This window comes from Pseudomonas edaphica, assembly GCF_005863185.1.
GTDB lineage: Bacteria > Pseudomonadota > Gammaproteobacteria > Pseudomonadales > Pseudomonadaceae > Aquipseudomonas > Aquipseudomonas edaphica.
Window position 1 is genome coordinate 1 of record NZ_VBVZ01000022.1, and the last position, 22,452, is coordinate 22,452.

General features: G+C 59.9%; 9 protein-coding genes and 1 pseudogene. All 10 read right to left on the reverse strand.

All coding sequences use genetic code 11. The annotated features are described in order from the left end of the window. Positions 1-673: 673 nt before the first annotated feature. Positions 674-1,342, reverse strand: coding sequence for a hypothetical protein (locus FEM54_RS02780; protein ID WP_138449388.1), 669 nt, complete (start codon positions 1,340-1,342; stop codon positions 674-676). Between the two features lie 411 nt (positions 1,343-1,753). After that, positions 1,754-2,071, reverse strand: coding sequence for a hypothetical protein (locus tag FEM54_RS02785; protein ID WP_073637953.1), 318 nt, complete (start codon positions 2,069-2,071; stop codon positions 1,754-1,756). After that, entirely contained in the window at positions 2,068-8,175 is a 6,108-nt protein-coding gene (locus tag FEM54_RS35025; RefSeq protein ID WP_138449390.1) for a hemagglutinin repeat-containing protein, read from the reverse strand. The genes FEM54_RS02785 and FEM54_RS35025 overlap by 4 nt, the downstream gene beginning before the upstream one ends. 199 nt (positions 8,176-8,374) lie before the next feature. Beyond that, positions 8,375-12,469 (reverse strand): annotated as a pseudogene (locus FEM54_RS35030) (two-partner secretion domain-containing protein); the annotation flags it as partial. Between the two features lie 31 nt (positions 12,470-12,500). Beyond that, a complete protein-coding gene (locus tag FEM54_RS02800) occupies positions 12,501-14,225 on the reverse strand; it encodes a ShlB/FhaC/HecB family hemolysin secretion/activation protein (protein WP_138449394.1) in 1,725 nt (574 codons plus the stop codon). Between the two features lie 449 nt (positions 14,226-14,674). Next, positions 14,675-15,157: a poly-beta-1,6-N-acetyl-D-glucosamine biosynthesis protein PgaD gene (gene pgaD, locus FEM54_RS02805; protein ID WP_017136590.1), complete on the reverse strand. Its 483-nt coding sequence runs from the start codon at positions 15,155-15,157 to the stop codon at positions 14,675-14,677. 2 nt (positions 15,158-15,159) lie between these two features. Next, the gene (gene pgaC, locus FEM54_RS02810) at positions 15,160-16,500 is read right to left on the reverse strand and encodes a poly-beta-1,6-N-acetyl-D-glucosamine synthase (RefSeq protein WP_017136591.1); all 1,341 of its coding nucleotides are present in this window, start codon (positions 16,498-16,500) and stop codon (positions 15,160-15,162) included. Between the two features lie 2 nt (positions 16,501-16,502). Then, the gene (pgaB, locus tag FEM54_RS02815) at positions 16,503-18,500 is read right to left on the reverse strand and encodes a poly-beta-1,6-N-acetyl-D-glucosamine N-deacetylase PgaB (RefSeq protein ID WP_138449396.1); all 1,998 of its coding nucleotides are present in this window, start codon (positions 18,498-18,500) and stop codon (positions 16,503-16,505) included. A 12-nt stretch (positions 18,501-18,512) separates the two neighbouring features. After that, positions 18,513-20,993 carry a poly-beta-1,6 N-acetyl-D-glucosamine export porin PgaA gene (pgaA, locus tag FEM54_RS02820; protein WP_099549574.1) on the reverse strand — a complete coding sequence of 827 codons (2,481 nt, stop codon included), beginning with the start codon at positions 20,991-20,993 and terminating at the stop codon, positions 18,513-18,515. Between the two features lie 297 nt (positions 20,994-21,290). Next, positions 21,291-22,452, reverse strand: a 1,162-nt coding sequence (locus FEM54_RS02825) for a YdgA family protein (RefSeq protein ID WP_138449399.1), incomplete at its 5' end; no start/stop codon positions are given.

Here is a 22,452-nt window from a genome sequence, read left to right on the forward strand (position 1 = left end):
TTGTCATCCAGCACAATGCGTGAACTTTACAGCCATACAGTTCAGCAAGCACGGCTAATGTATCCATGTAAAAATATAGTCTTTATCTGAATAAAAACACGCAGCCCGATTGTTTCCCCGCTGAATAATATGCAACGGGATATTCGGCATTAAAACCCTAGAACGGCGAGCCATATAAACCCCTAATTGGATAAGAGCTTACAGCTTAGTTGAAATTACTAGGCCAACGAAACAAAATAATCACAAAAAATAAATCATGCTTTTAAAAGAGCAACTCTACAAAACTCTAAAAAAGTAAAACCGTGGCCCACCCTATTTTTCCAAAATATAAAACATATTTTTAAAGAACAACTTCACTGAACTCTAAGAAACTCAAACTTGGTCTAACCCCTATTTCCCCATCTGAAGGCGAAAAGGGTCAGATTTATTTAAGTAAAAAAGAACTTGGACAATTAAATAAATCCGCCCCCTATTTCTACAGTCCCTTTTTTGTATGCTGCTGGGGTTATTAGGCCCTTGAAACATCCTTTAATCTTGGTCGACTGGTCTCGAGTTGTCTTACCAGTTTGCCAAGCGTGGAGGTCACGTGCGGACAGCAGGCAGGGCAACAAGTCGTCATTGTTGGGAGTGCGCCAGTTGGCCCCGGCTCTTCTGGACCTAGCCTCCCCTCGCATCACCCAACCAAAAGTTCTTTTAATCGCTCTCCAGCAGTAGCTATCTCGCTGGTGGTCAGCGGCGTATAGCTAACAACAATCAACACACCTCCGGCCAATTCCGAGGTCTCCTCAACGTGCCCCTTGAGACAGTTAATAATCTGTTGAGGGCTTTTCCCAAATGCGCGAAGGCACAATTTCTCATCAAAATAATTCGCCGCATTTATACGAAAAACACCATCTCTCCCATTAACATCTTTTTTTGTAGCATCGCATGCAGCTACTACTGCCGGCCAGTCGCTTCTAGTGACAGACCAATCATGCAGTGCAGCTCTATAGGCACCAAAAGCCTCTACGTACGCAGGGAAAATTCTTTTCAACAAGTCCAAATAATCAATTTTAGCATTCGAAAACTCAATGAATATAGAGTCATCAAATTGAGCATCATCTTCTAGATATCTCTCGCTTCTAAGAGAATATGCAATTCGACCTTTTATTCCCTTTGGAAGGAATTTATCTAAAGAAACAGAAACAACAAGCTCGCCTTCAATATCGGGAACATCTACAGCACCGGCCAAATCCCATGGCGCACCTAAGCCGGACAACCTTTCGAGAAAATTTTCGTGTCGCTTTTCAATCGACTCTGAAAATTTTGGCCTATGACGAAATTCAAGCTTATGCGTAGCCATTAGGGTGCAACCCTCACAGTAATGTTTCTGATATTTTGCTCAATCAAAATATCAGTTGCTCTATCGGCCGCTTTTTGACTTGGAAATTCAAAAACGGCTTTGATACCGGGATTTTGTTTCAACGCATTCGATGAAATAGTGAAAACAGGGGTCAGGCCCTGAGGGATCCCAGCTTAGCCTTCGATCACTAGGCGGACAAAATAAAAATATTACAAAAATAAATTATGCTTTGAAAATACCAACTCTACCAAACTCTAAAAAAGCAAAATCGTGGCCCACCTTATTTTTCAAAAAATAAACCATATTTTTAAATAACAACTTCACTGAACTCTAAAAAACGCAAAACGTGGTCCACAAAACGTGGTCTGCCCCCATTTCCCTAGCCAGTTTGACACCACCTTTTGTACCAACTTAATAAATGAATTTGGTATTAGCCTTTCCACTAGGGTCGATAACCAGTACAAATTTTCTCCAATCACCACCTGTGTGCGATCTCATCAGCTCGTGCAACTTATGGACGTGACTAGAAGCTCTATCTTCAGGGTCATCCAAAAGCTCGCTGAAGAACAAGCCATCGCGAACGAATGAGTATTTAGAACCTACAGACCACCCTCCGTCATAAACTTCATGCTCAAATTCACAACGCATTTCCTCGTACGGACCATTCGCAGAGTCATGCATGATCTGCGTGAGCGCATTCAAGACCTGTACTTGTTGCTCAATGCTCATTGCCCGGCCTCATTCCTGAATGACTTGCGCATTTTTATTCCATTGATTGAGTAGTCAATAACTAATGAATCTGGTCTTGCCGACACAGGATCCGTTCTAGAAAAGCGCACTGTCACGGCGCCGACCTGATCACCGTTGTTCAACCCCTTCTTAATTTCTGTTTCCCACCGCTTATAGGCAGAGTTATTGAAATTACCATCCTGCGGAAAGAGGTTGAATCTGTCACAGGTACCACCAAGCTGACAACCCTGGATGTGCCCCCCCACATCCGTTGGCAATCCCTCTTTGCCAACTGCCGTTTGGCGTGCATCACGGACGCCTTTATCCAACGACGGACTGTAGGTAATTTCATCAACGTAACCGCTTGAATTGGTCTTAAATTCAGTGCCGTTGCTCAGCTTGACTTGGCTATTTGGTGGGGGCTCATTCAGTATTTTGTATTCAGGTGTTCCTTTACTGGCTTTGGTCACATCGACCTCAACACTAGCCAGTTTGACACCACCTTTTTCACCAGCCTCCTTTATCGGGTGGGCATAGGGCATGCCAGCCTCAGCATCCGGCGAGGAAATCGAGGTGTATGGCGCCTTTGCACCCTGAATCTCATTACTGGCGCTGCTAATCAGCTTCGATGCTTCGCTGATATCGCCCCTGTTCAGAGCTTTGCGTGCCATTTTCAAGGTGCCGGAAATAATCCGTTCACCTGGAATAAGTGATGCTGCTACCTCAAGGTAATCAAGTGCACTCTCAGCCTCCGCTACGCTTTTAACTGTGCCGACAACTGGTACAAAATTTGCGCCTTCTGACAGGGCATCTTTGAGCTCTTCACGCCGCTGAGTATACATCTTGACCGAGCACGCTTGCTCACTCATGCCAGCGCAGTTTTGCTCCTTGTAGTGTTGGTTTTCTGCTTTGACGCGGTCTTCAGCCTGCTGCTCAAGTGTCTTATGTGCGGCTAATGCTTCTGCAATATCACTGAGGGAGTTGTTCTCCACCGCATTGCTTCCCGCCTTTGCCCCAGTAACCGCACCGCCCAGATCACCACCAGCAATCCCCCCAGCCAACCCTGCTGCTAGACCCGAAAGTGCAACAACCGTCTCTCTCTCCTCCTCCGTCAACTCGATTGTCTTCCTGCCCGGATACAACTGATGGGCGATGAATTCACCCGTCGCCGCTCCCGCAGCCCCCGCTCCCGCAGAGTTGCCTTGCGCCTGCGCCACCACCGCACCCAATACGGCATGCGCCATGGTGTTGAGTACAGCGTTGTCTCCGGTGGTTTTCCTGATGACTTGCGCCATGTACGGCGCCGACGCGCCCGCAATAGCGGAACCGATATCGCCTCCCACCAACCCTTGCAATGCTGCTGTCACCGCCTGCGCTACACGTGGGTAATTGCCGCCGACCCCGTAGTCCGCCATGATCCGTTGATAAGCGTCAGTGGCAATCAGTTGTTTCTTGTAGGCATCGACGTCCTCTTTTTTCGCATCTTTTCCAGGATCCTTGATGCCACGCTTATCAAGTTCAGCACGCGCCTCTTTATCAGCATCGATCTGGCCTTGGGTTCGAACGATGTCTACTGCCTGAGTACCAATATCCGCAATCAACTGCACCTGCCGCAGGCGCTTCTGCTCTTTTTCCTTATCAAAGATCGGGCTGATGCTGCCGTTGGCGTGTTCAACATCGTGGCTCAGCGTTGCAACGTCCTGCTGCTGTTTAGCAGGGTCGCGGATGTCGAGGGTACCGTTGGAAATGGCCGATGAGGTGGTGCCGCTGTCACTGTCGCCATGATTGAACGCGATCAAGCTGCCGGAGGGCAGGTTGCTGATGAAGGCGTTCGCTCCGCTTGCGCCACTGCTGACGCTGGCGCTCTGTAACTGGCTTGTGTAGTCGGCTTTATTCTTTAAAACGCTCCAGCCGAGGGTGCCGGTGCTCAGGCGGTTTTTGTCAGCTGTTGCAGTGCTGGCGATCACGCTGCCATCGAGTTGCGTGTGGTTGCCCACATCAATCTGGTAGCCACCCTTACCGCCGAACAGGCCGGTTTGCTCCTGCACACTCTTATAGTTGGAGTCGATCTTGCTCTTGCTGATGCTGAGCGAACCACTGCCCGTCATGGTGCCAAACGTGAAACTTGCGCCACCGCTGACATCGGTTTGTTTGGACGTGTAGTCATCGGTGTCTTGCAGACTTTGCAGCGTAAGATCGCGGCCTACCGCGGCCTTGATCTGATCTGCACTGACCTGCGCACCTTTGAGGACGGTGTCTCGCCCACTGATCAGGCTGACTTGCTTGCCCGCATCCAGCGTCGTTTCCGTCCAGGTGGTGCCATTGCCTTTCTCGCTGCCGGTGCCCTTGTTGGCATTAGCGAAGATGCTAAGGCCAGCACCATTGGAGCTCGCCCCAAAGCTAAGGCCTACGGCCCCGCCGCCACTGCTGTTCTTGCCATCGAGTTTTTGTGTGTTGGCGGCTGCTTCCAGGCGGATATCACGCTCTGCTGCCAACAGCATTTCATTACCGGCCTGGAGCTTGCTGCCCTGAACGCGGATGTCTCCATCTGCGCCAGGCGTGCCGTTACCGGCGGCTACAATACTGAGGTTATTGCCACTGGTGAGGCTGCTACCTTGGCTTGCCGTCTGCTCCTGGGTCTGTTTGGAACTGGATTTTTGCGAGCCGAGCGAGATGGCGATGCCGACAAATTCCCCGGCGTTAGCGCCGGTCATGCCGCCATTCTGCTGCGCCGCCTGCCACGCTTGCACGCCAGTCAAACCCGCCTTCACACCCTGCAGCGCCGAGAGGCGGCCGTCGTCCTCGTTCTTGGCTTGCTTGGCGGTCTTATAAGCAGAGTCCACCGCACTGCCCACGGTGCCGGACAACGCCAGGGTCAAACCACTGGTTTTGCTTTTGGAGGTCTGCTCGCTGCGGTTGTTGTTCTCGGAAGCCAGGATGCTGACATTTTGCCCAACCAGGCTGATGTCCTTACCGGCAACCACGTCAGAGCCACGAATGGTCAGGTCTTTGCCAGCCTGAATATCCACACTGCCCAGCACACTGCCGATGTTGCTGGCTCGGGTGGTTTCGGTGCTGCTGGTGAAGGTGTTCTGGTTGCTGCTTGAACCCAACGTAACGCCGATGCCGCCGCTGCTCATCAAGCCCGATTTTTTGGTCGAGGACGAATGGCTTTGTTCAAAGGTTTCCGTGGCCCCATCAATCACCACATTGCGCCCGGCAATCAGGCTGGTGGCGTTGGTGGAAACCACGTCGCTGGCGGTAGTGCCGATGTCACGGCCAGCACGCACGACCACGGTATCAGCGCTGATGGAAGAACCCTGCTGACTGATCTGGTTACTGCTGTCGATGCGCGTTTTCTGGCTGCTGGACAGCAACCCTTTGCTGGTTTTGGTTTTGCGGTAATAGCTGTAGTCGCTGTCTTGCGCGGCGTTCAGCGCCAGGTCATTGCCTGCGTACAGGTAGGCTTCCTTGCCGGCACTCGCACGGCTGGCGCTGACCACGAGGTCGTTGCCGGCACTGAGGGAGAGGTTCTCACCGGCAACCAGGGAGGTGCCCACTTGCTGAACGTGGTCCTCCTGACTGGTCACCTTCTTGGAATTAAACGCCGAATGCTGTTCATTCGCCGCCGACGCCAGGTTCACATTGCCCTTGGCCGCCAGCGCCAGATCACGCGTGGCATTCAACTGGCTGCCGATGGCGCTGATGTCCCGCGCAGCCACCACCTGGAAGTCGCGACCGGCCTCGATCACGGTGCCGTACTGGGTTGCGCTGCTGCTGCGCATGTAGGTGCTGACGGCATTGGCGTTGCGTTGTTCGGCGGTGGCCAGGTTTACATCGCGCCCGGCTTGAACGCCCAGGTCGGCGCCGCTTTTGAAGGCGCCGCCGGTGCTGTTGACGTCGCGCCCGGCTTGCAGGGTGAGGGTGTTGGCGGCTTCGATGCGGGCGGCGTTGTCGACGAAGTCGGTGCGTTCGGTGCGGTAGCCGCTGCTGCTTTGGTGGCTGGTGACGGTGCGTTCGTTGAGCACATCGCCATTTACTGCGCTCACGCTGACGTCGCGCCCGGCGATGATGCCGCCGGCGCGGTTGGTGAGGGTGTTGCCGGCGAGCAGGTCGAGGCGGTTGCCCGCTTGCACGAGGCCGCTGTTGACCATGTTGCGCCCGGCGCTGGCGGCGAGGTTGTTGGTGGCGCGCAGGGTGCCGACGTTGTTGAGGTCGGTGCCGCTGACCAGGTTCAGGTCGCTGCCGGTGATGAGTGCGCCGTTGGGCGCCAGGCGGTTGTTGGCCTGGGCCAGGTAGAGCACGGGCACCAGCACTTGCTGGCCGGCGACGGTGGCGTTTTCCATCCACACGATGTCGTAGGTCAGGGCCGCGACTTGCTCGGCGGTGAGGCTCACGCCTACGGTCAGGTTTAGCGCCTGTTTGGTGCCGATGGCGTTGTCCATCAGGTACTTGAACATTGCCGTGTCGCTGGTCTGGCCATCGATGAAGCGCTGGCCGGTACGGGCGATCACGGCTTGCTGGATCAGGCGCTGTTCATACAGGCCATCACCCAGGCGCTTTTGTGCCTGGTCCGGGTCGAAGCCCAGTTTGGACAGCATGTAATCGGAGCTTAAGAACTGGCTGAGGTTGGTCAGCAGCGGGTTGGTTTCGATCAGGTATTTCTGTGGGTTGGAGACGAACTGGCTGTCTGGCAGGCCTTGCACGCGGTTGATCACCACGCCGTCGGCCGAGGTGCCGCTGCCGGGCACGACCGGGCCGGTCACCGGCGTGCGGTCGACGCTGCCGCCGCCCAGGGTCCAGCCTTGCGGGCCGGTGCTGGCAGGCGCGCTGGCGCTCTGGCCACTGAGGCGGAACAGCCCGCCCTGGCCGGTGGGCAAGGTGAAGCCGGGCAGGCTCAGCGGGTTGATCTGCTGTTGGGCCAGGTCCGGTGGCAGTTGCTGGTTGAGGGTCACGCGGGTGGAGTAACCGGCTGCGCCACTGGCACCGGTGGCGTCGGTGGTGGTTTTGGCACCTGCGCCGATGTAGCTATAGCCCAGGCGTACCACGCTGTTGTCGATACCGGCTTGCGCTTTGACGTCTACCGCGCCGCCTGCCTGAATCACGGCGGCGTAACGTTGGTCATCGCTGGCGATTTTGGTGACTTTGCCGAACTGGGTGCGCTCGATCTCCATCATGCCGACGAAGTTGGCCACGGTGGCTTCCAGGCCGCCGAGGTCATTGGGGTTGTAACCGGCGCTTTTGTACCAGTATTTGTTGGTGAGTGCGGCGGCGGCACTGAACCAGCCTTCAGGGTGCTTGGTGCGCTTTGACGTGAAAAGACGATAGGTCTCGGTTTCGCCGGTTTCGATGCCGGTGTTGACCAGGTTGTTCAGGCGCGCGGTGAAGTTACCGCCGGCCGCGATCGAGCTGCTGCTGTTGAGCAGGTCGCCGCCGGCCAGGGTCATGTTGCCGCCCGAGGTGATGCTCGAACCGGCACTGGCGGCGGTCACTTCCAGTTTGTCGCGGGTCACCAGTTCCCACACGTAGTTGCGCGGTGTGCCACCGGCGTGGCAGTCACCGGCGTTGACGTACTCGATGCACGTGCCTTGGGTGGCCGAGGCTGTGTAGACACCCGCATCGTTGACGTCGAGTACCGCCCGTTCGTTTTTGATCGAGTTGGCGGACAAGCTGAGGTTGCCGTCACTCTGGATAGTGGATGAGCTGTTGAGGATGCTGCTGGCCAGGCCGCCCTTGCCGTCGCGGTCGACGCTGAGGGTGCCCAGGCTGTAGACGTCGGCGTAGCTGTTGTTCAACGCGTCCACACGCAGGCTCATGTCGCCGCCGCTGAAGATCAGGCCGTGGTCATTGAGCAAGGCGCCGGTGGTGGCGACCAGTCGCTGGCCACTGCCCAGGGTCGCGTAGTTGTTGAGTGTGCCGGCGTTGACCACCAGGTCGGTAGCGGCGGTGAGGCGCCCGCGGTTGTTGAGCGTGCCGGCGATGTTGGCGGTGGTGACGCCGCCGCCGGCAATGCTGGCGGTGTCGCTCAGGCTGGCTTGTGCGGCATTGAGGTTGAGGTTGCCCAGGCTGCTGATGCGCCCGCTGCTGTTGAGCGCGCCGCTCAAGGTCAGGTCGAGCGTGGGTGGGCCAGTTGGCGCCCTTGCCGATAAAGCGTCGCGCGCCGAGCAGTTGGCCGGTGGCGGTCTGGTCGAGGCTGTCGACGTTAACGGTGAGTTGCCCGGCCTGGATCACGCTGCTGTTGGTCCAGTTGCCCTGGGTGATGGTCAGGTCGCCACGGGTGACCAGGCTGCCGCCCACGTCGTTGAGGTTGGCCGGGGCAATGCCGAAGTTGCCGGTGCCCACGTGCAGTACGTTGCCGCCCAGGTTCTGGAAGCTACCGGCGTTGAGGGTCAGGTCGTTGTTGGCGGTTTCCAGCACGCCGTTGCGGTTGTCGAACAGGCCACCGATGGCGAATTCGGTGGTGCCCGCCGTGCCCAGCGCACGCAGGCGCCCGGTCTGGTTATCGAGGCTCGCGGCACGCACCTTGAGGGTGCTTTCGCTTTCGATGATGCCCAGGCGGTTGTTGAGCGCGCCGCTGAGGTCCAGGTCGATCTGTTGGCCAGCAATCTGGCCGTCGTTGTCGCCGCTGTTATCGAAGTCATGCCCGACCACGCGCATCAGGCCTTTGGCATACAGCCCGCCGTTGCGGTTGTCGAAATTGCCGGTGGTGACCAGTGCGTTGCCGCCCTGCGCCGCGATGCGCCCGCCATAGTTGTCCACGCTGCCGGCTTGCAGGTTGAGGCTTTGCCCCTGCATCACGCCGCCCTGGCGGTTGTTGTTGAGGTCGTAACCGTTGCGCAGCACGCCGACCACTTGGGTTTGCAGTGCGGCCTTGAGGCTGGCGAGGGTGCCGCCAAGGTTGTCGAGGCTGGCCGCGTTGATATTCAGGTCACCGGCCTGGGCGATCAGTTTGCCGCTCTGGTTATCCAGCGTGTCGGCCACGTTGGCGGTCATGCCGCCCTGGCTTTGCACGGTGCCTTTGCCATTGTCCAAGCGGTTGGCGGTGAGCAGGAGGTCGGCGTTCTGGCTGTAGATCAAGCCGTCGTTGCCGTTTTGTACCAGGCCGCTGGCGGTGAGGCTCAAGCGGTCGTTGGCGGCCAGGGTGCCACGGTTGCGGTTATCCAGGCCGACAGTCAGCAGGGTCAACAAACCTTGGCTGGCGATCTGGCCGCCCTGGTTGTTGATCTGCGCCGCGCGGCTGATCAGCAGCGGGCCGCCGCTGGCCAGTTTGCCATTGGTGTTGGTCAGGGTCGCGAGCAGGTCAAGGGTGGTGGCGGTGCCGCCACTGATGCTGCCGGCGCTGTTGTCCAGGTTTTGCGTAGCCAGGCTCAGGGCCGCGCCGCTGTCGATCACGCCGCCCTGGGCGTTGTTCAGCAAGCCGCCGACGGTAAGCGTCTGCCCGGCCGCGCTGGAGAGTACGCCTTTGTTGCTGTTATCCAGTTCGCCGGCATTAACGGTCAGCGCTTTCTGGCTCACCAGTGCCCCGCCTGCGCTGTTGAGCAGGCTGGCGGTCAGCGTGGCATTAAGGTCGCCGTAACGGCTGGACAAGGTGCCGCTGTTGCGGTTGTCGAGGTTCGCGCCGCTGACGGTGAGGCCCTGCCAGCCGGACATCAGGCCATTCTGGTTGATCAGGTTTTCGGCATTGAGCACCAGCAGGTTATTGCTAATCAGCTTGCCGTTGCTGTTGTTCAACGTGCGGCCGCTGAGGTTCAGGGTTTGCGCGCTGGAGAGTTCGCCTCCCTGGTTGCTGAGGTCACGCAGGTGGTTGATGGAGAGGTTGCCAGCGGTGGTGATCAGGCCACCCGCGTTGTTCAGGTCGCCGGTGGCGGTGCCGAAGTCCAGGGCAATCGCGCTGCCCAGCAGCGAGCCGTTCTGGTTGTCCAGCGCGGCGCTGTTGAGCGTCAGCGTATTGCTCGCGTTGAGCAGGCCCTGGTCGCGGTTGGTCAGGCGGCCAGCCACGTTGAGCAGCGTGTCGCCACGGCTGGTGAGGGTGCCGCCGCTGTTGTCGAGGTCGGTGGCGTGGGCGTCAACCGAGGCGGCGGCAATCATGCCTTTGACGTTGGCCAGGGCCTGGCCGATGCGCAGGGTCAGCGCGGCGTTGCTCAGCAGTTTGCCGCTGCTGTTGTCGAGGTTGTCGGCGGTGAGTGTGAACGCCTGGCTGCCGGAGATTTCGCCGCCCTGGTTATGCACGTTCTTTAGGTTGTTGAGCATCAACAGCGGCGCGTTGATCAGCCCGCCCTGGTTATTGAACTCGCCACGGTGCAGGTCCAGCGTCAGCGCCTCGGCGCTGGTGATCTGGCCGCCTTGCTGGTTGTTGAGGTCGGCAGTGCCAAGGGACAGGGCCTGGCGCGCGCTGAGGGTGCCGTTCTGGCTGTTGTCGACGCTTGCGGCGTTGAGTATCAGGCTGCCATCGGTGACCAGCCGCCCGCCTCGGTTGTCCACCGCGCCGAGTGCACTGAGGGTCAGCGGCCCTGCGCTGGAGAGCGTGCCGCCGCCGTTGGCCAGCGTGCGCGCGGTGATGCTCAGCAGCCCTTCACTGCTGATCAAACCCTGGTTGCGGTTAAGCAGTTGGTCGACATTCAAACCTGCACCGGCGCCAGCAATCAGCAGCCCGCCGTCGCTGTTATCCAGTTGCGTAGCGGTCACCACAACGCCCGCACGGCTGGACAGCTCGCCGTTACGATTGTCGATGTTGGCGACATTGACCTGCACACCACCCACGCCTGCGACCAAGCCTTTTTGGCGGTTGTCGAGGCTATTACCGGCCACGCTCACCGTGCCTTGGCTGGTGACCAACCCGGCTTGGTTGTTGAGGCTGCCGACGTTGAGGCTGAGCGCATTGCCCGCCGTGATCAGGCCTGCGACGTTATCGAGGGTCGCGACCGTCAGCGCTGCAGTGTCGAGGCTTGAGAGCTCACCGCCCTGGTTACGCAGCTCACCGACGACGACGGTCAGCGGCCCGTTGCTGGTGACCAACCCAGCTTGGGTGTTCTGCAGGCGATCAGCGGTGATGGCCAGGCCGCCGTTGCTGAGAATGCGGCCTTTGTTCTGGTTATCGACGGTGGCGGCGGTAATTTGGGTGTGTTGTTTGGCACCCAGTGTGCCGCCCTGGTTGTTCAACGCTTGGGCATCCACGCTCAACGCGCGGCTGGCAATCACACTGGCGCCGGTGTTGGTGACGGCCTTGCCGCGCAGGCTCACATCGCCTGTGGCGTTGCGGGTGTTGTCGGCGTTGACGCCGGCTTCGATGATGTCGCCGTTGGTCAGCGTGCCGCCGCTGGACAGCGCAATGCGGTCACGGGCGGCCAGGCTCTGGCGGTTAGTGAGGTCGCCCTGGGTGTTCACGTTAAGGGCTGTACCGGCATACACCGGCCCTTTGGCGTCCAGGCTTGCGGCGTTGATGTTGACCGCGCCGCTGGCGGCGGTTTGCGCCATGCTCAAATGCCCATTGGCATCGAGCTGGATATCACCACCACTGGCCGCCAGCGTGCCGTCGAGCTTCACACCCACACCGGCTTCGGTGCCCACCAGTTTGATTGCGCCGGCGTACATGCCGCCCAAGGCGCTGGAGTCGATGGCCAGCTCGGGTTTGGTGCTGCCGTCGTCGGCACGGGCGGTGGCTTTCAGGCTTTTGGCGTCGACGTCGTTGCGCCCGGCGACCACGGCCAGTTCACGGGCGTTGATTTGCGCGTTGATCTTGGCCGTGCGGGTAATGATTTCGAAGCGGTCGACGTTGCTGGCGTTCAGGCCTTCGCCGTCGATGGTCACGGCGCCGCCGTCAACCTGGTAGTGGTCCAGGCGACCGACGTTGTCCATCATCGGCTTGCCGGTGGTCAGGGTCACGTTGGGCGTGTTGATAAACCCGCAGCCGCTGCACGTGATGCCGTAAGGGTTGGCGACGATGACTTTGGCCGACTGCCCCGCTACTTCGGTGTAACCGCGCAGCTGGCTCGGGCTGCCGCCGTTGACTTCGTTGAGGATAACGTTGGCCGCGCCGCCCTTGAGGTTGGGGTTGCCGACGATGTAACCGCCCAGCTGGGTGTTCTGCAGCGCGCCAGTGGCGTTGTTGAGGATCACGCCGTTGGGGCCGACGTTGTAGTCCTTGAACTGGTTATGGGACAAGCCACTGCCATTGGGGGTGGCGATGTTCACCACCGGCACGCCATTGCCGGCCTGGCCGACGCTGGTGGCCGGGTTGCTCACCACAATGCCTTCGGCCTGGGCCAGCAACGGCTGCCAGAACAGCGCGTTGACCAGGATCAGCACCAGGCCGCGCTTGGGCAGGCCGAAGAACGCGTCGCGGCGCTTCAGGGCAGCAGAAGGTTGGCGGGCCAGAAAGGCAAAGTGGCGAACATCCATGGTCAAATTCTCGTTGCAGCGGGGCGTTGAATTACAGGAAGAAATCCATGCGGAAGTAGATCGGCGCTTCACGCTCGGTCACCACTCCAGGTCTTTCTAACGAGTGGGCAAACGTCACGCTGGTGCTGACGTATTTGCCACGGGCGAACAGTTCCACGGAGTTGCTTGAAACGCGGCCGTGGTTGTCACCGTTGTAACGGTCGTTGCGGATCACGCCCTGGTCGTAACCGAGGCTGGTGCCGTATTCGGCGAAGGCCGGGCGCAGCCATTCCAGGGTGACCGGGCGCGCCCAGCGCACTTCGTTGCGCCAGTAGCCGCCGCTGTCGCCGGACAGTTGCTGGTCCTTCAAACCGCGCACCGACGACGAGCCGCCGAGGCTGATGCGCTGCGGCGAGAACAGCACGTCTTCACTGCGTTGACCGGTGGCCAGGCTGGTGAAACTGAACGACTCGCCCCACAGGCGAAACGGCTGCAAATAGCTGACCGTGGCAGTGTATTTACGGTAATCCGGGGTGGGCGTGAGGTTGCCGAACTGGTCGCGGTGCTGGTCGTCGCGCTGGGCGTCAAAGGCGCCGATGCCGTTCTGTACGCCGAGGTCGATGTTGACGAAGGCATTGCCGATGCGTCGGCCGTGGTTGATACCAAACTGCAACTCACTGAGGCGGTTGCTGCTGATTTCGAGCTGGGCGTCGTTGACGTAGTTGTTGGTGCGCAGGTGAGCCACACCCACGTTGACCGAGGTTTTGCTTACGTCATCGCGGTGAATCACGCGCTCTGCGCGCAGTTGGTGGTTCTGGCTGTCGCCCGACTGCTTGAACTTGAAGGTGTCGGTGTAACCCAGCGCGCGGTAATCGCTCTCGCTGTAGGTGTAGGTGAAGTTCCACCAGCCCCACGGCACGTTGTAATAGAGCAGGGTGTTTTTCGAGGTTTTCTGGTGGTCGCTGATGGCGTCGTGGCCGCCACGCAATACCAACTGGTCAGCCAGGCCCAGCGGGCTGTCCCACTCCAGGCCCGCGCCCCATTGCTGCTCGCCGGTGCTGCGTTGCCCGTCGTTGTTGCGCGACAGGCTGGCGCGCCAGGGCTTTTGCGGGGTGTTCTTGACCACCACGTCGCTGCCGCCCACTTGCTTGCCGGGCGTCAGCTCCATTTGCGCCTGTTTGGACGGCAACCGGTTGAGCTGATCCACCAGTTGCTCGACCTCGCGCAGGTTCAGCGCCTCACCGACCTTGCCGGGAAACGCCATGGCCAGTTCACGCTCGGTGACGTTGCTGCCTTCGGCGCTGCGCACCGCTTCGAGTTTGCCTTCGACCACCAACACCTGCAGATGGCCACTGGAGAGGTCTTGTTGCGGCAAGTAGGCGCGGCTAGTGACGCGGCCTTTGGCGATGTAATAGTCGGTGATGACCTTGAGCAACTCATTGAGCTGCGAGACGCCCAGGCATTGGCCTACATAGGGTTTGAGCAGCAGCGTGCGGTCGCCGGCAGGCAGGCTGTCGGCGCCTTTGAGTTCGATGTCTTTGATCGGGAAGCAGCGGGTGTCGGCAGGCGTAGCCGGTGCCTGTGGCTTGGCTTCTTTGCCGGGCAGGTCCTGAAGCTCTTGCAGGCGCCGGCTTTGCTCTTCCAGCAGGCGGTTCTGCCGATCGCGGATCAGGTCTTGATCCCCAGGCGTGGGGGCGGCGGTGGCCGTATTCAGGCTCAGGCAGGCGAGCATGAAAGTGCACAGCAAGTACCGAGTCCGTGGCGATAAAAAAGACATGTTCGATCCATCGAAAATCAAGGGGCGGCAAACTACCATCGAACTAGCGCTGGCCCAAGAAACCGGGACAGTTGCACATTCGTGCTTATTACATCCGCAACACATTGATTATTAACAATAAAGAGTTATCACAAAGAGATAATGGTGGCCGTTAGAAGTTTTATTCCGACCAGCGGCAACTCTTTTGATATTAATTCGGCAAACAATTTAGCAAATGCCATTATTTAGCCATCAACTACTTGCCGAGTTAGGTTAGTACAGGGGAATAGCGAAAAGTTCGCGGTGTTTTTGTGAATTGGATCCCATTTATCGGAATTCCAAGCGACGCAGATGGAATGTGGGAGCTGGCTTGCCTGCGATAGCGGCGTGTCAGGTATTGATTGGTTGCTGGCCCACCGCTATCGCAGGCAAGCCAGCTCCCACAGGGATCTTTGGTGTCTTTGGATTTTCTAGACGGCGTCTTTGCCTTTTTCCGCGCCGGGCACCAGGGTCAGGCCGGGGCGCTCCACGTCGCGGGAGACGTGGGACTTCACATCCTCGACACCGCCGTCTTCGTCGTTGTGGATCACCAGCACGCCCGGCTTGCGAAACTGCTCCAGGTGGCCGTCGCCCAAATTGAAACTCTCACTCAGGTTTTTGTCGCTCAGCGCATTGGCTTCGGCGCGGCGCTGGGCGAACTTGCGCCCACGGCGTTGCTGATAGCGCGCCCAACTGATCAGGATCACTGCGTTGAACAAGGCGATCCACAGGTAGATCTGCAAGGTGTTGAGCGCGGCGAAAATCGGCGCCTCAATACGTGGGCCGCCATGGGTTTCCAACATGGCGCCGATACCACGCGCGAGCAGCCAGATCAGCCCGCCCCACGCCAGCAGCGTCAGCAGCACGTCGATGATCCACATCACGGTGTTTTGGCGAGTTCTGACCAGCTTCATGGTCACGCCTCCTCTTCACTGGGTTTGATGCCGCGGTCCGGGCTGACCCAGCGCGCGCGTTTCTGGTGCTGGTTGAACAGCACCTTGGGAAAGCTGACCAGGGTGGTGAGCAGGCTGACCAGCCAGAACACCATCGGGTACCACACGGTCCAGAACAGGGTTTTCCACAGGTCCTTTTCATAGCGCCGGTCGATCAGGATGCTCACCGCGAACTGCAGCAGGCACACCATTGCCAATACCAGCCCGGTAAAGGCCGGTGGCACCAGGGAATCCACGGCAATCGCCTGCGGCAGTACCACGAACTTGCCCACGCCCCAGAAGATCACCGAGAGCAGGAAGGTGAAGGCCCAGCCGGTGGACAGGCAGTACTCGAACAGCAGTGGCCACAGGTAGCGATGGCGCCATTGCCAGATGCCTCGGATGTTCTTGAACAACACCTCGGCGCCGCCCTGGGCCCAACGCAGGCGCTGTTTCCACAGGCCGCCTACGGTTTCGGGCATGAGGATCCAGCACAGGGCACGAGGCTCGTAGAAGATCGCCCAGTGGTCCAGTTGCAGCTTCCAACTCACGTCGATGTCTTCGGTGATCATGTCGGTGGACCAGTAGTCGATGCGGTCCAGCGCCTTCTTGCGAAACGCCACCACCACACCCGACACCGTGAAGATCCGCCCGAACACGCGCTGGGTGCGCTTGATCAAGCCGATAATCGAGGAGAACTCGCCCACCTGCACCCGGCCGATCAAGGTTGAACGCGTGCGGATGCGTGGGTTGCCGGTCACGGCGCCCAGGCGCGGGTTGTCGAGCATCGGCGCGACCATGTAGGCCGCTGCGTTTTTGTCGAGCAAGGCATCGCCGTCGATGCACACCAGGTACTCACTGCGCGCCGCCACGGCGCCCATGCGCAAGGCCACGGCCTTGCCCTGGTTTTGCGCCAGGTGCAGCACACGCAGGCGTGGGTGTTGCAAGGCCAGGGCGTCGAGCACGGCAGCGGTGTTGTCTTTGGAACCGTCGTTGACGGCGATGACTTCGATATTCGGGTACAGCTGGTTCAGGGCCGCATGAATGGTGTCGGCGGCGTTATCGCCCTCGTTGTAGCAAGGGATGATGATCGAGATCAGCGGGTTGCCGGCCAGGGTCGGCGCCGGCGTGTCTTCCTTCCACGGCCAATGCCGCTCCCAGTGCAGCCAGAAGTACAGCCCGCCGGCGATCCACAGCGCCGACATGAACAGCGGGTAGAAAAACACGAAGTCCATCAGGAACTGCCCGGTGACCAGGAAGATCAGGCCCAGGGGCACACCCAACACCAACGCCAACACGAATAAAGCCAGGATTCTGTCGAACATGATCAAGGGTTCCACTGGTTGGAAAGGGCCGGACGAACTGTCTTCAGGTCCGGCGAATTTTCCAGGAAGTTATCCGGGTAGTAGCCAAAGCTCTTGACCCCCTGGCGTTTGAGCACGCCCATCCATTCGGCCATCTGCGCGCCCTTGATATCCGGCGCTTCTTTGGTCCGCCAGTCTTTGGCTTGCAGCTCGAACACGGTTTTTTCCAGCGCGCCGGGGCGCGCCTTGACCGTGGCGACGAGTTTTTCCAGCCAGGCGTTGGAGGTTTTCAGCTCCTGGCCTTCCATCAATGGCATGGCCATGGGCGCAGTCCAGTCGTAGGCCTGGAGGAAGTCGTCGAGGTTCTGCGCGAACCAGGCTTCGCTGGCCGGGTTGAGCATCGGCTCGGCAAAGATATTGCGTGCGGTCGCCACTTGTGGACCACCGATGGCGCGAACCTTGGCGGTCAGCTCGTTGGTGAAGTCGATCAGGTAGCGGCTCTTGAAGCGCGTCCAGCGTTGCATCACTGCAGGGTCTGCACGCAGCGCGGCAATGCTGCCCGGCAGGCCGTTGGCGGCATAAGCCTTGAGCGCAGCGGGGCTGGCGTCTTCGAAGTCGGAAAGCACGGCGTCGTCGTGGTACAGCACACCGTCGATGGCATTGTTGCGCGCCAGGTCTTCATAGATCTCGCCGATGATCTTGCGCACCTGCGGGTCGAACGGCGACAAACGTTTGTATTGGTCCGGGTCGGTGCCGACCTGGCCGGTTTGCGGGTCCCAGCGGGTCACACGCGGCAGCTTGGGGTCGAGGGCGAAACTCAGCACCGGCATCCAGGCATACACAGCCGCGTGGGCACGGGTGTGCAACTGCCAGGAGACGCGGTTGAACAGGTCGGCGCGCACCGGCAAGTGGCGGTTAGGGAAGTACAGCGAGTGCACCAGGCCGTCGCCTTTGGGGTCGGCGAAGGCTTGCAGGAATACAGTGCCCGCGCCCATGTCCACCACACGCTGTACAAGCTGGTCGAGGTTGCGCGCTTGTTGGGCCGGGTCGGGGTCGTAAACGTTGTCGAGGTCCACGTGCAGCACCCGCAGCGGTGCCTGGGTTTGCACCGCCACCATGCTATTGGCGAAATGCTCGCCGTCCGGGTCCGAAGCCACCAGGAAGCGCGGGCTGTTCATCAGGTTGCCGAGGCTGTCGAGGCCGTCTTCCAGGGTCAGCGCCATCTGGTAGCCCTGCTCGCCGACAATCGCCAGTGAGGTGCCTTTGGCGGCGCCGTAAGGCCACACCCACACCCGAGGCGCCTTGCCGGTCACGCTGCGGATCTTGTTAGTGATCGCCGCGACATCAGCCCGCATGCGCGCATCGAATTTGGCCTGGTCTTCATAACGACCGGTGGCCGGATCAAAGCGCAGGCTGGTCGCCGCCGGCTCGAGGTTGCCCTGGGGGTTGGCCAAAATCCCTTTGTGGTTGTTGTCGGTGTGCGCGGCGATTTCCACCAGGCCCGACTGCGACACTTCACGAATCTGCTGCCAGGTGAGGAATTCCCCACGCGGGCGCGGCGAGCCGGCGAAGTCGACCGGTTGATTGAGCGGCGTATCGATCCAATACCCCACCGGCGCCAGCAAGGCTGGCCAGTGATAGGCGCGCAGAATCGGCATCACGCGGGTGTAGAAGCTGGAATAGCCGTCATCGAAACTGAGCATGATGGCTTTGGGCGGCAACTCGGGGCCGCCGTTGCGTGCCGCCAGGATCTGGTCGACGCTGACCGCCTGGTAGCCGTTCTCGCGCAACCACGCCAGTTGTTCGATCAAACGCTCGGTGCGCACCGCCACCACCGCCTGGTCGGGGTCGCGATCCTCGACATCGTGGTAGGCAATGCCCAGGAAATGGTTTTTCGGCCACGGCGCTTCGTTGGCCAGTATCGGCCGCTCGGCGGGTGGAGTGAAAGGCGCGGGTTGCTGGGCACAGGCACTGGCCAGCATTACACCCAGGACCAACAAGCAACGGCAAAGGACGGTCATGGTCAGGCTCTTTTAGAAACGGTAAGTGAGGTCGACGAGCAAGCGCAGATCGCGTTCGCGATCACCGTCATAAGGTCGGCTGATCAGGCTCAGGTTGGCGCCCACGTCCAGCACATCGTTCCAGCGAAAACGTTGGCCATAGCCGATCAAACCGACGCCACCGGTGGAATAATCCCGTTGGCTGTACGTACCTGCACCGAGCTGGAACTGCTGACTCCACTGAGTCTCGTAGCGGTGATAGAGCACATGATTGACCGTGACCGTGGGCAACACGGTGAAGTCGGACTTGGGGTTGAAGTACACCGTGTCTTCTTTGGTGTTGTGGCTGGTGCCGACTTCCAGGCCCAGGTCTACCTGCACGCCGGGCGCGCTGTAGATGCCCTCGCGGCCAGTCAGTACGGCTTCGAAGCGGTTGTTGCCATCGCTGAAGTGGGACGGGCTCAGGGCCAGTTTCCACTCGCGGCTTTCATTCGCGCGCCAGCGAATAAAGCCACTGCCGCCGTTGGCGGTGACATCGGCATTCAACGCTCGCAGCGGCGTGGTAGTCAGCAGGTAGCCGAGGCTGCCGCCGTACTGCCAGTTGTCGTTGATGTCGCGGGCAATCGACACGGCCGCACCCTGCTTGGAGCCATAGCCGTAGGAGTGGTTGGACACTTCGGCTTCCAGGGTCATGTCGCGGGTGCGACGCTCCACACCGACGCGCTGCCAACGGTGTTGGCCGGTGCCTTCACTGAAATCGGCGGTGGCGTAGCCGGCACCGGCGAACAGGCGCCAGTCTTCATCGATAGGCGGCGTGTAGAGCACGCTTTCGATGCCCCAGTCACGGCTGCCGGCCACTGCGCCGGCGTTGTTGTTATTGCCGCCGCCGTAGCTTTTTCCGGTGTAGGCCTCCACGCGCAGCTCGGCCATGTCGTGTACATCCCGCAGACGGCTCAGGCGCTGCACTTGGCGGCTGTCCGGGTTGCGGGCCAGCACGTCATCGGTGAGCACGTCCATTTGCCGCCATTCCTGCAGGTCCATGGCAGTGTAGGCCTGGCTGACTTCCAGGCCGATATCCCGCGGGGTCTGGGCTTCGGTTTCCTTGAGGATGCCCTCGGCGCGGCGTGGCAGGTCGCGGGCGCGGTACATGTCGGCCTGGGCCAGGCGCAAGCCGACATTGCCGGGAGCTTTGGCCACCAACGCGTCCAGGCCGGCTTCGCTGCCCGGCAGGTCACCGCCGTAGACGCCGGCCTGGGCCGACAGCTGTTGCGCGTCCATCCAGGCGTCGTTGGGGTTACCAATGGGCAAGCCCTTGAGTTCGACTCGAGGTTTCTGGCTGGTGGCGAGGCTGTTGGCAACTTCGCGCGCATCGGCGCCTTTGTCGCTTTCCTGCAAGGTGTAGAACAAGGCCGTGGTGTCTTCGACCCGATCATCGGGTTCGGCATCGGCAGCGCTGATCACCTCGCGGTACAACGGCTCGGCTTTTTCCGGCAAGCGCTGGTCGAGGTAAGACGCGGCGACCCAACGCAGGGCATAGGTCGGTAATTGCACGCCTTCGCCCTTGAGGGTTTCGTAGTCGCGGATCACATCGGCGGTGCGTGCCCGCGCCTTGAGGGCACCCAGGCGGTCGATACGCCAGCGCACCACATCATCATGGGCACTTGGGTCCGGGGTCCAGCGCGCGAGCAGTTTGTCGTAGTCATTGAGGGCGCGGTCGGCAACCACGTAGCGTTCTTTTTCGGTGCGGGTGGCGAACTCGGCCATGCGCACGCGCTCGGCGGCGAGGTCACCTTCGAGGCGGCGCTGGGTCACCGCGTCGAGCAGGCCCGGATGTTTGGCCGACAGGCGCAGCGCCGGCTCCGGCAGGCGGGCCTTTTGCAGGGCGACGATGTATTCGCGGACCACTTCAGGCTTGTCACCGGCGCGAGTAAAGGCTTGGTCGAACTCGAACAAGGCGTCGTAGTTCAAGCCTGCGCGGGTCAGCGCATAACCCAGGGCCATGCGGCGGTTGGGGTCATTGGGTTGCGCCGCCACCAGTGCGCGCAAGCGCTGCACGGCCGTCGTGGCCTGGCCGCCGTCGGCCTGGGTCAGCGCCTGGCCCAGCTGCAGGTCGACATTGCCCGGCTCACGCACCAGCGCTTGCTGATAAACCGCCAGAGCCTGCGGCCACTGCTTTTGGTTGCGATAAGTGCGCGCCACCGTGGCCAGCGCCTGGGTGGTGAGGTTGCGATTTTTGCCTTGGGCCTCGTAGACCTTCAACACTTCGGCGTCTTGCCCTGCCCAACCGGCAATCACCAGGTGATCGCTGATCTGGCCAGGTGTCTGGCGTTCAGGCGGCAGTTGACGCAATTGGGTCAGCGCGGGAGTGAAGTTGCCGTTACGCGCCTGGATAATCAGCGCGTCATAGGCTGGGTCGGCGAAGGCAAGGCTGGGCGTCAGCAATTGGCTGCATAAGGCGGCCCCAACGAGCAGGCGCAACCGGCCTGAAGCACTGGTGGGTAGTGTTCGCAGCATATCGTGAGCTTCCTTACACACGGAAAGCTATAACGATAGGTGGTCCTGAGCAAAACGCATCAGGGTGCCGGCGTCTCGTGACCCGGCCTAGCTTTCCTGTAGGAACTATCTCTTAGGAAAGTAGGGAAATGCCCAAATCAGAACAATTGTTCAGAATTATCCAACCGCAGAAAAACCAATGGAGGCCAAGGCTTGCCTGAGCTAAGCAGCCACAACCGGCCTGTATGCCGGTTGTTTGACTGCCGCTTCAGGTAAACCCACGCCTCCAATAATTATTTCTTACCGATGTAAGAAATCTTACTGCGCGCCGCTGACCGCACCCGCTTTGGCCATCACAAAGCCAATGAATTGCTCCACGGTCATCTTCTGGCCATTAAACGTCACTTCGTTGTTGGCGTAGTGCAGCTTGGAAACCACGTCAGTACCCACCAGGGTTGCCAACTGAGTACCAACGGCCATGCCACTGACCATCTCGGCCGCCATCTGTGATTGCTGTTCGATGGCTTTAGGGTCGGTCACACCGCCCACTTCCGCTTGCAGGGCAGCGACGTCGCCGATCATCGGCTTGGACAGGGTCAGGTTGGCATCCAGCAGCGCGATAACCTGCTTGCCCAGCTCAACCGGTGGCAATTCCATCGAGGTGGGTTTGGTCAGGTCTACCACCAGGTTGAATTTGCTTTCACCGTGGGTGGTTTTCAGCGACAGGTTTTCCACTGCCACTTGCGGCTTGGCGGCCAGCACCTGGTTGACGTTGGCCTCGGCCAGGGTCTGCTCGGCTTCGGTCAGTTGCAGCTCAGGCACCGGTTGGCCGGCAGCCGCGGCGGCTTGCACCGGCTGCATCTTGTCCTGGTAGAGCTTGGTCAGCACCAGCATCGCCGGGATGTCGATGTTCTTCATGCTCAGGGCCATGGCGGCCGAACCTACAGGTTTACCCTGGTAGCCGATTTCGTCGATCTTGTAGTCAACGCGGCCTGCCAGGTTGTTGTCCTTGGTTTCGCTGGTGTCTTTTTGCTCGAAGCCCTTGAGGGTCAGCACGGCTTTCTGCGGGCCGAAGGTGACTTTTGTGTCGGTCAGCTCAACGGTGTTTTGCCCGGTGTAGAAACCGAAGGTGGATTTTTCCAGGTTGCTGGCCACGGTCAGGCCGGACAGTTCGGCTTCAAGCGGCTGGCCATTGGCGTCGATCACTGCAACCTTGAGGCTGTTCATGTAGCCGCTGGCCTTGACCTTCTGGCCTTCGGCGCTGCTGTCGAAGTCCAGGTTGGCGCCCGAGAAGCTCACCGAAGACTTGTCGTCCTTGATGTCCAGCGGCAGCAATTCGACGTTGCCGTCGACCGAGCGGTTGTAGCCGATATTGGCCACGCCTTTGAGCGGCGACACGTCTTTGCTGGCGGCGAACCATTTTTCGGTGGTGGCGTTCTTTTCCAGCGCATAGTGACTGGTGGCCATGACCGGCAGCCAC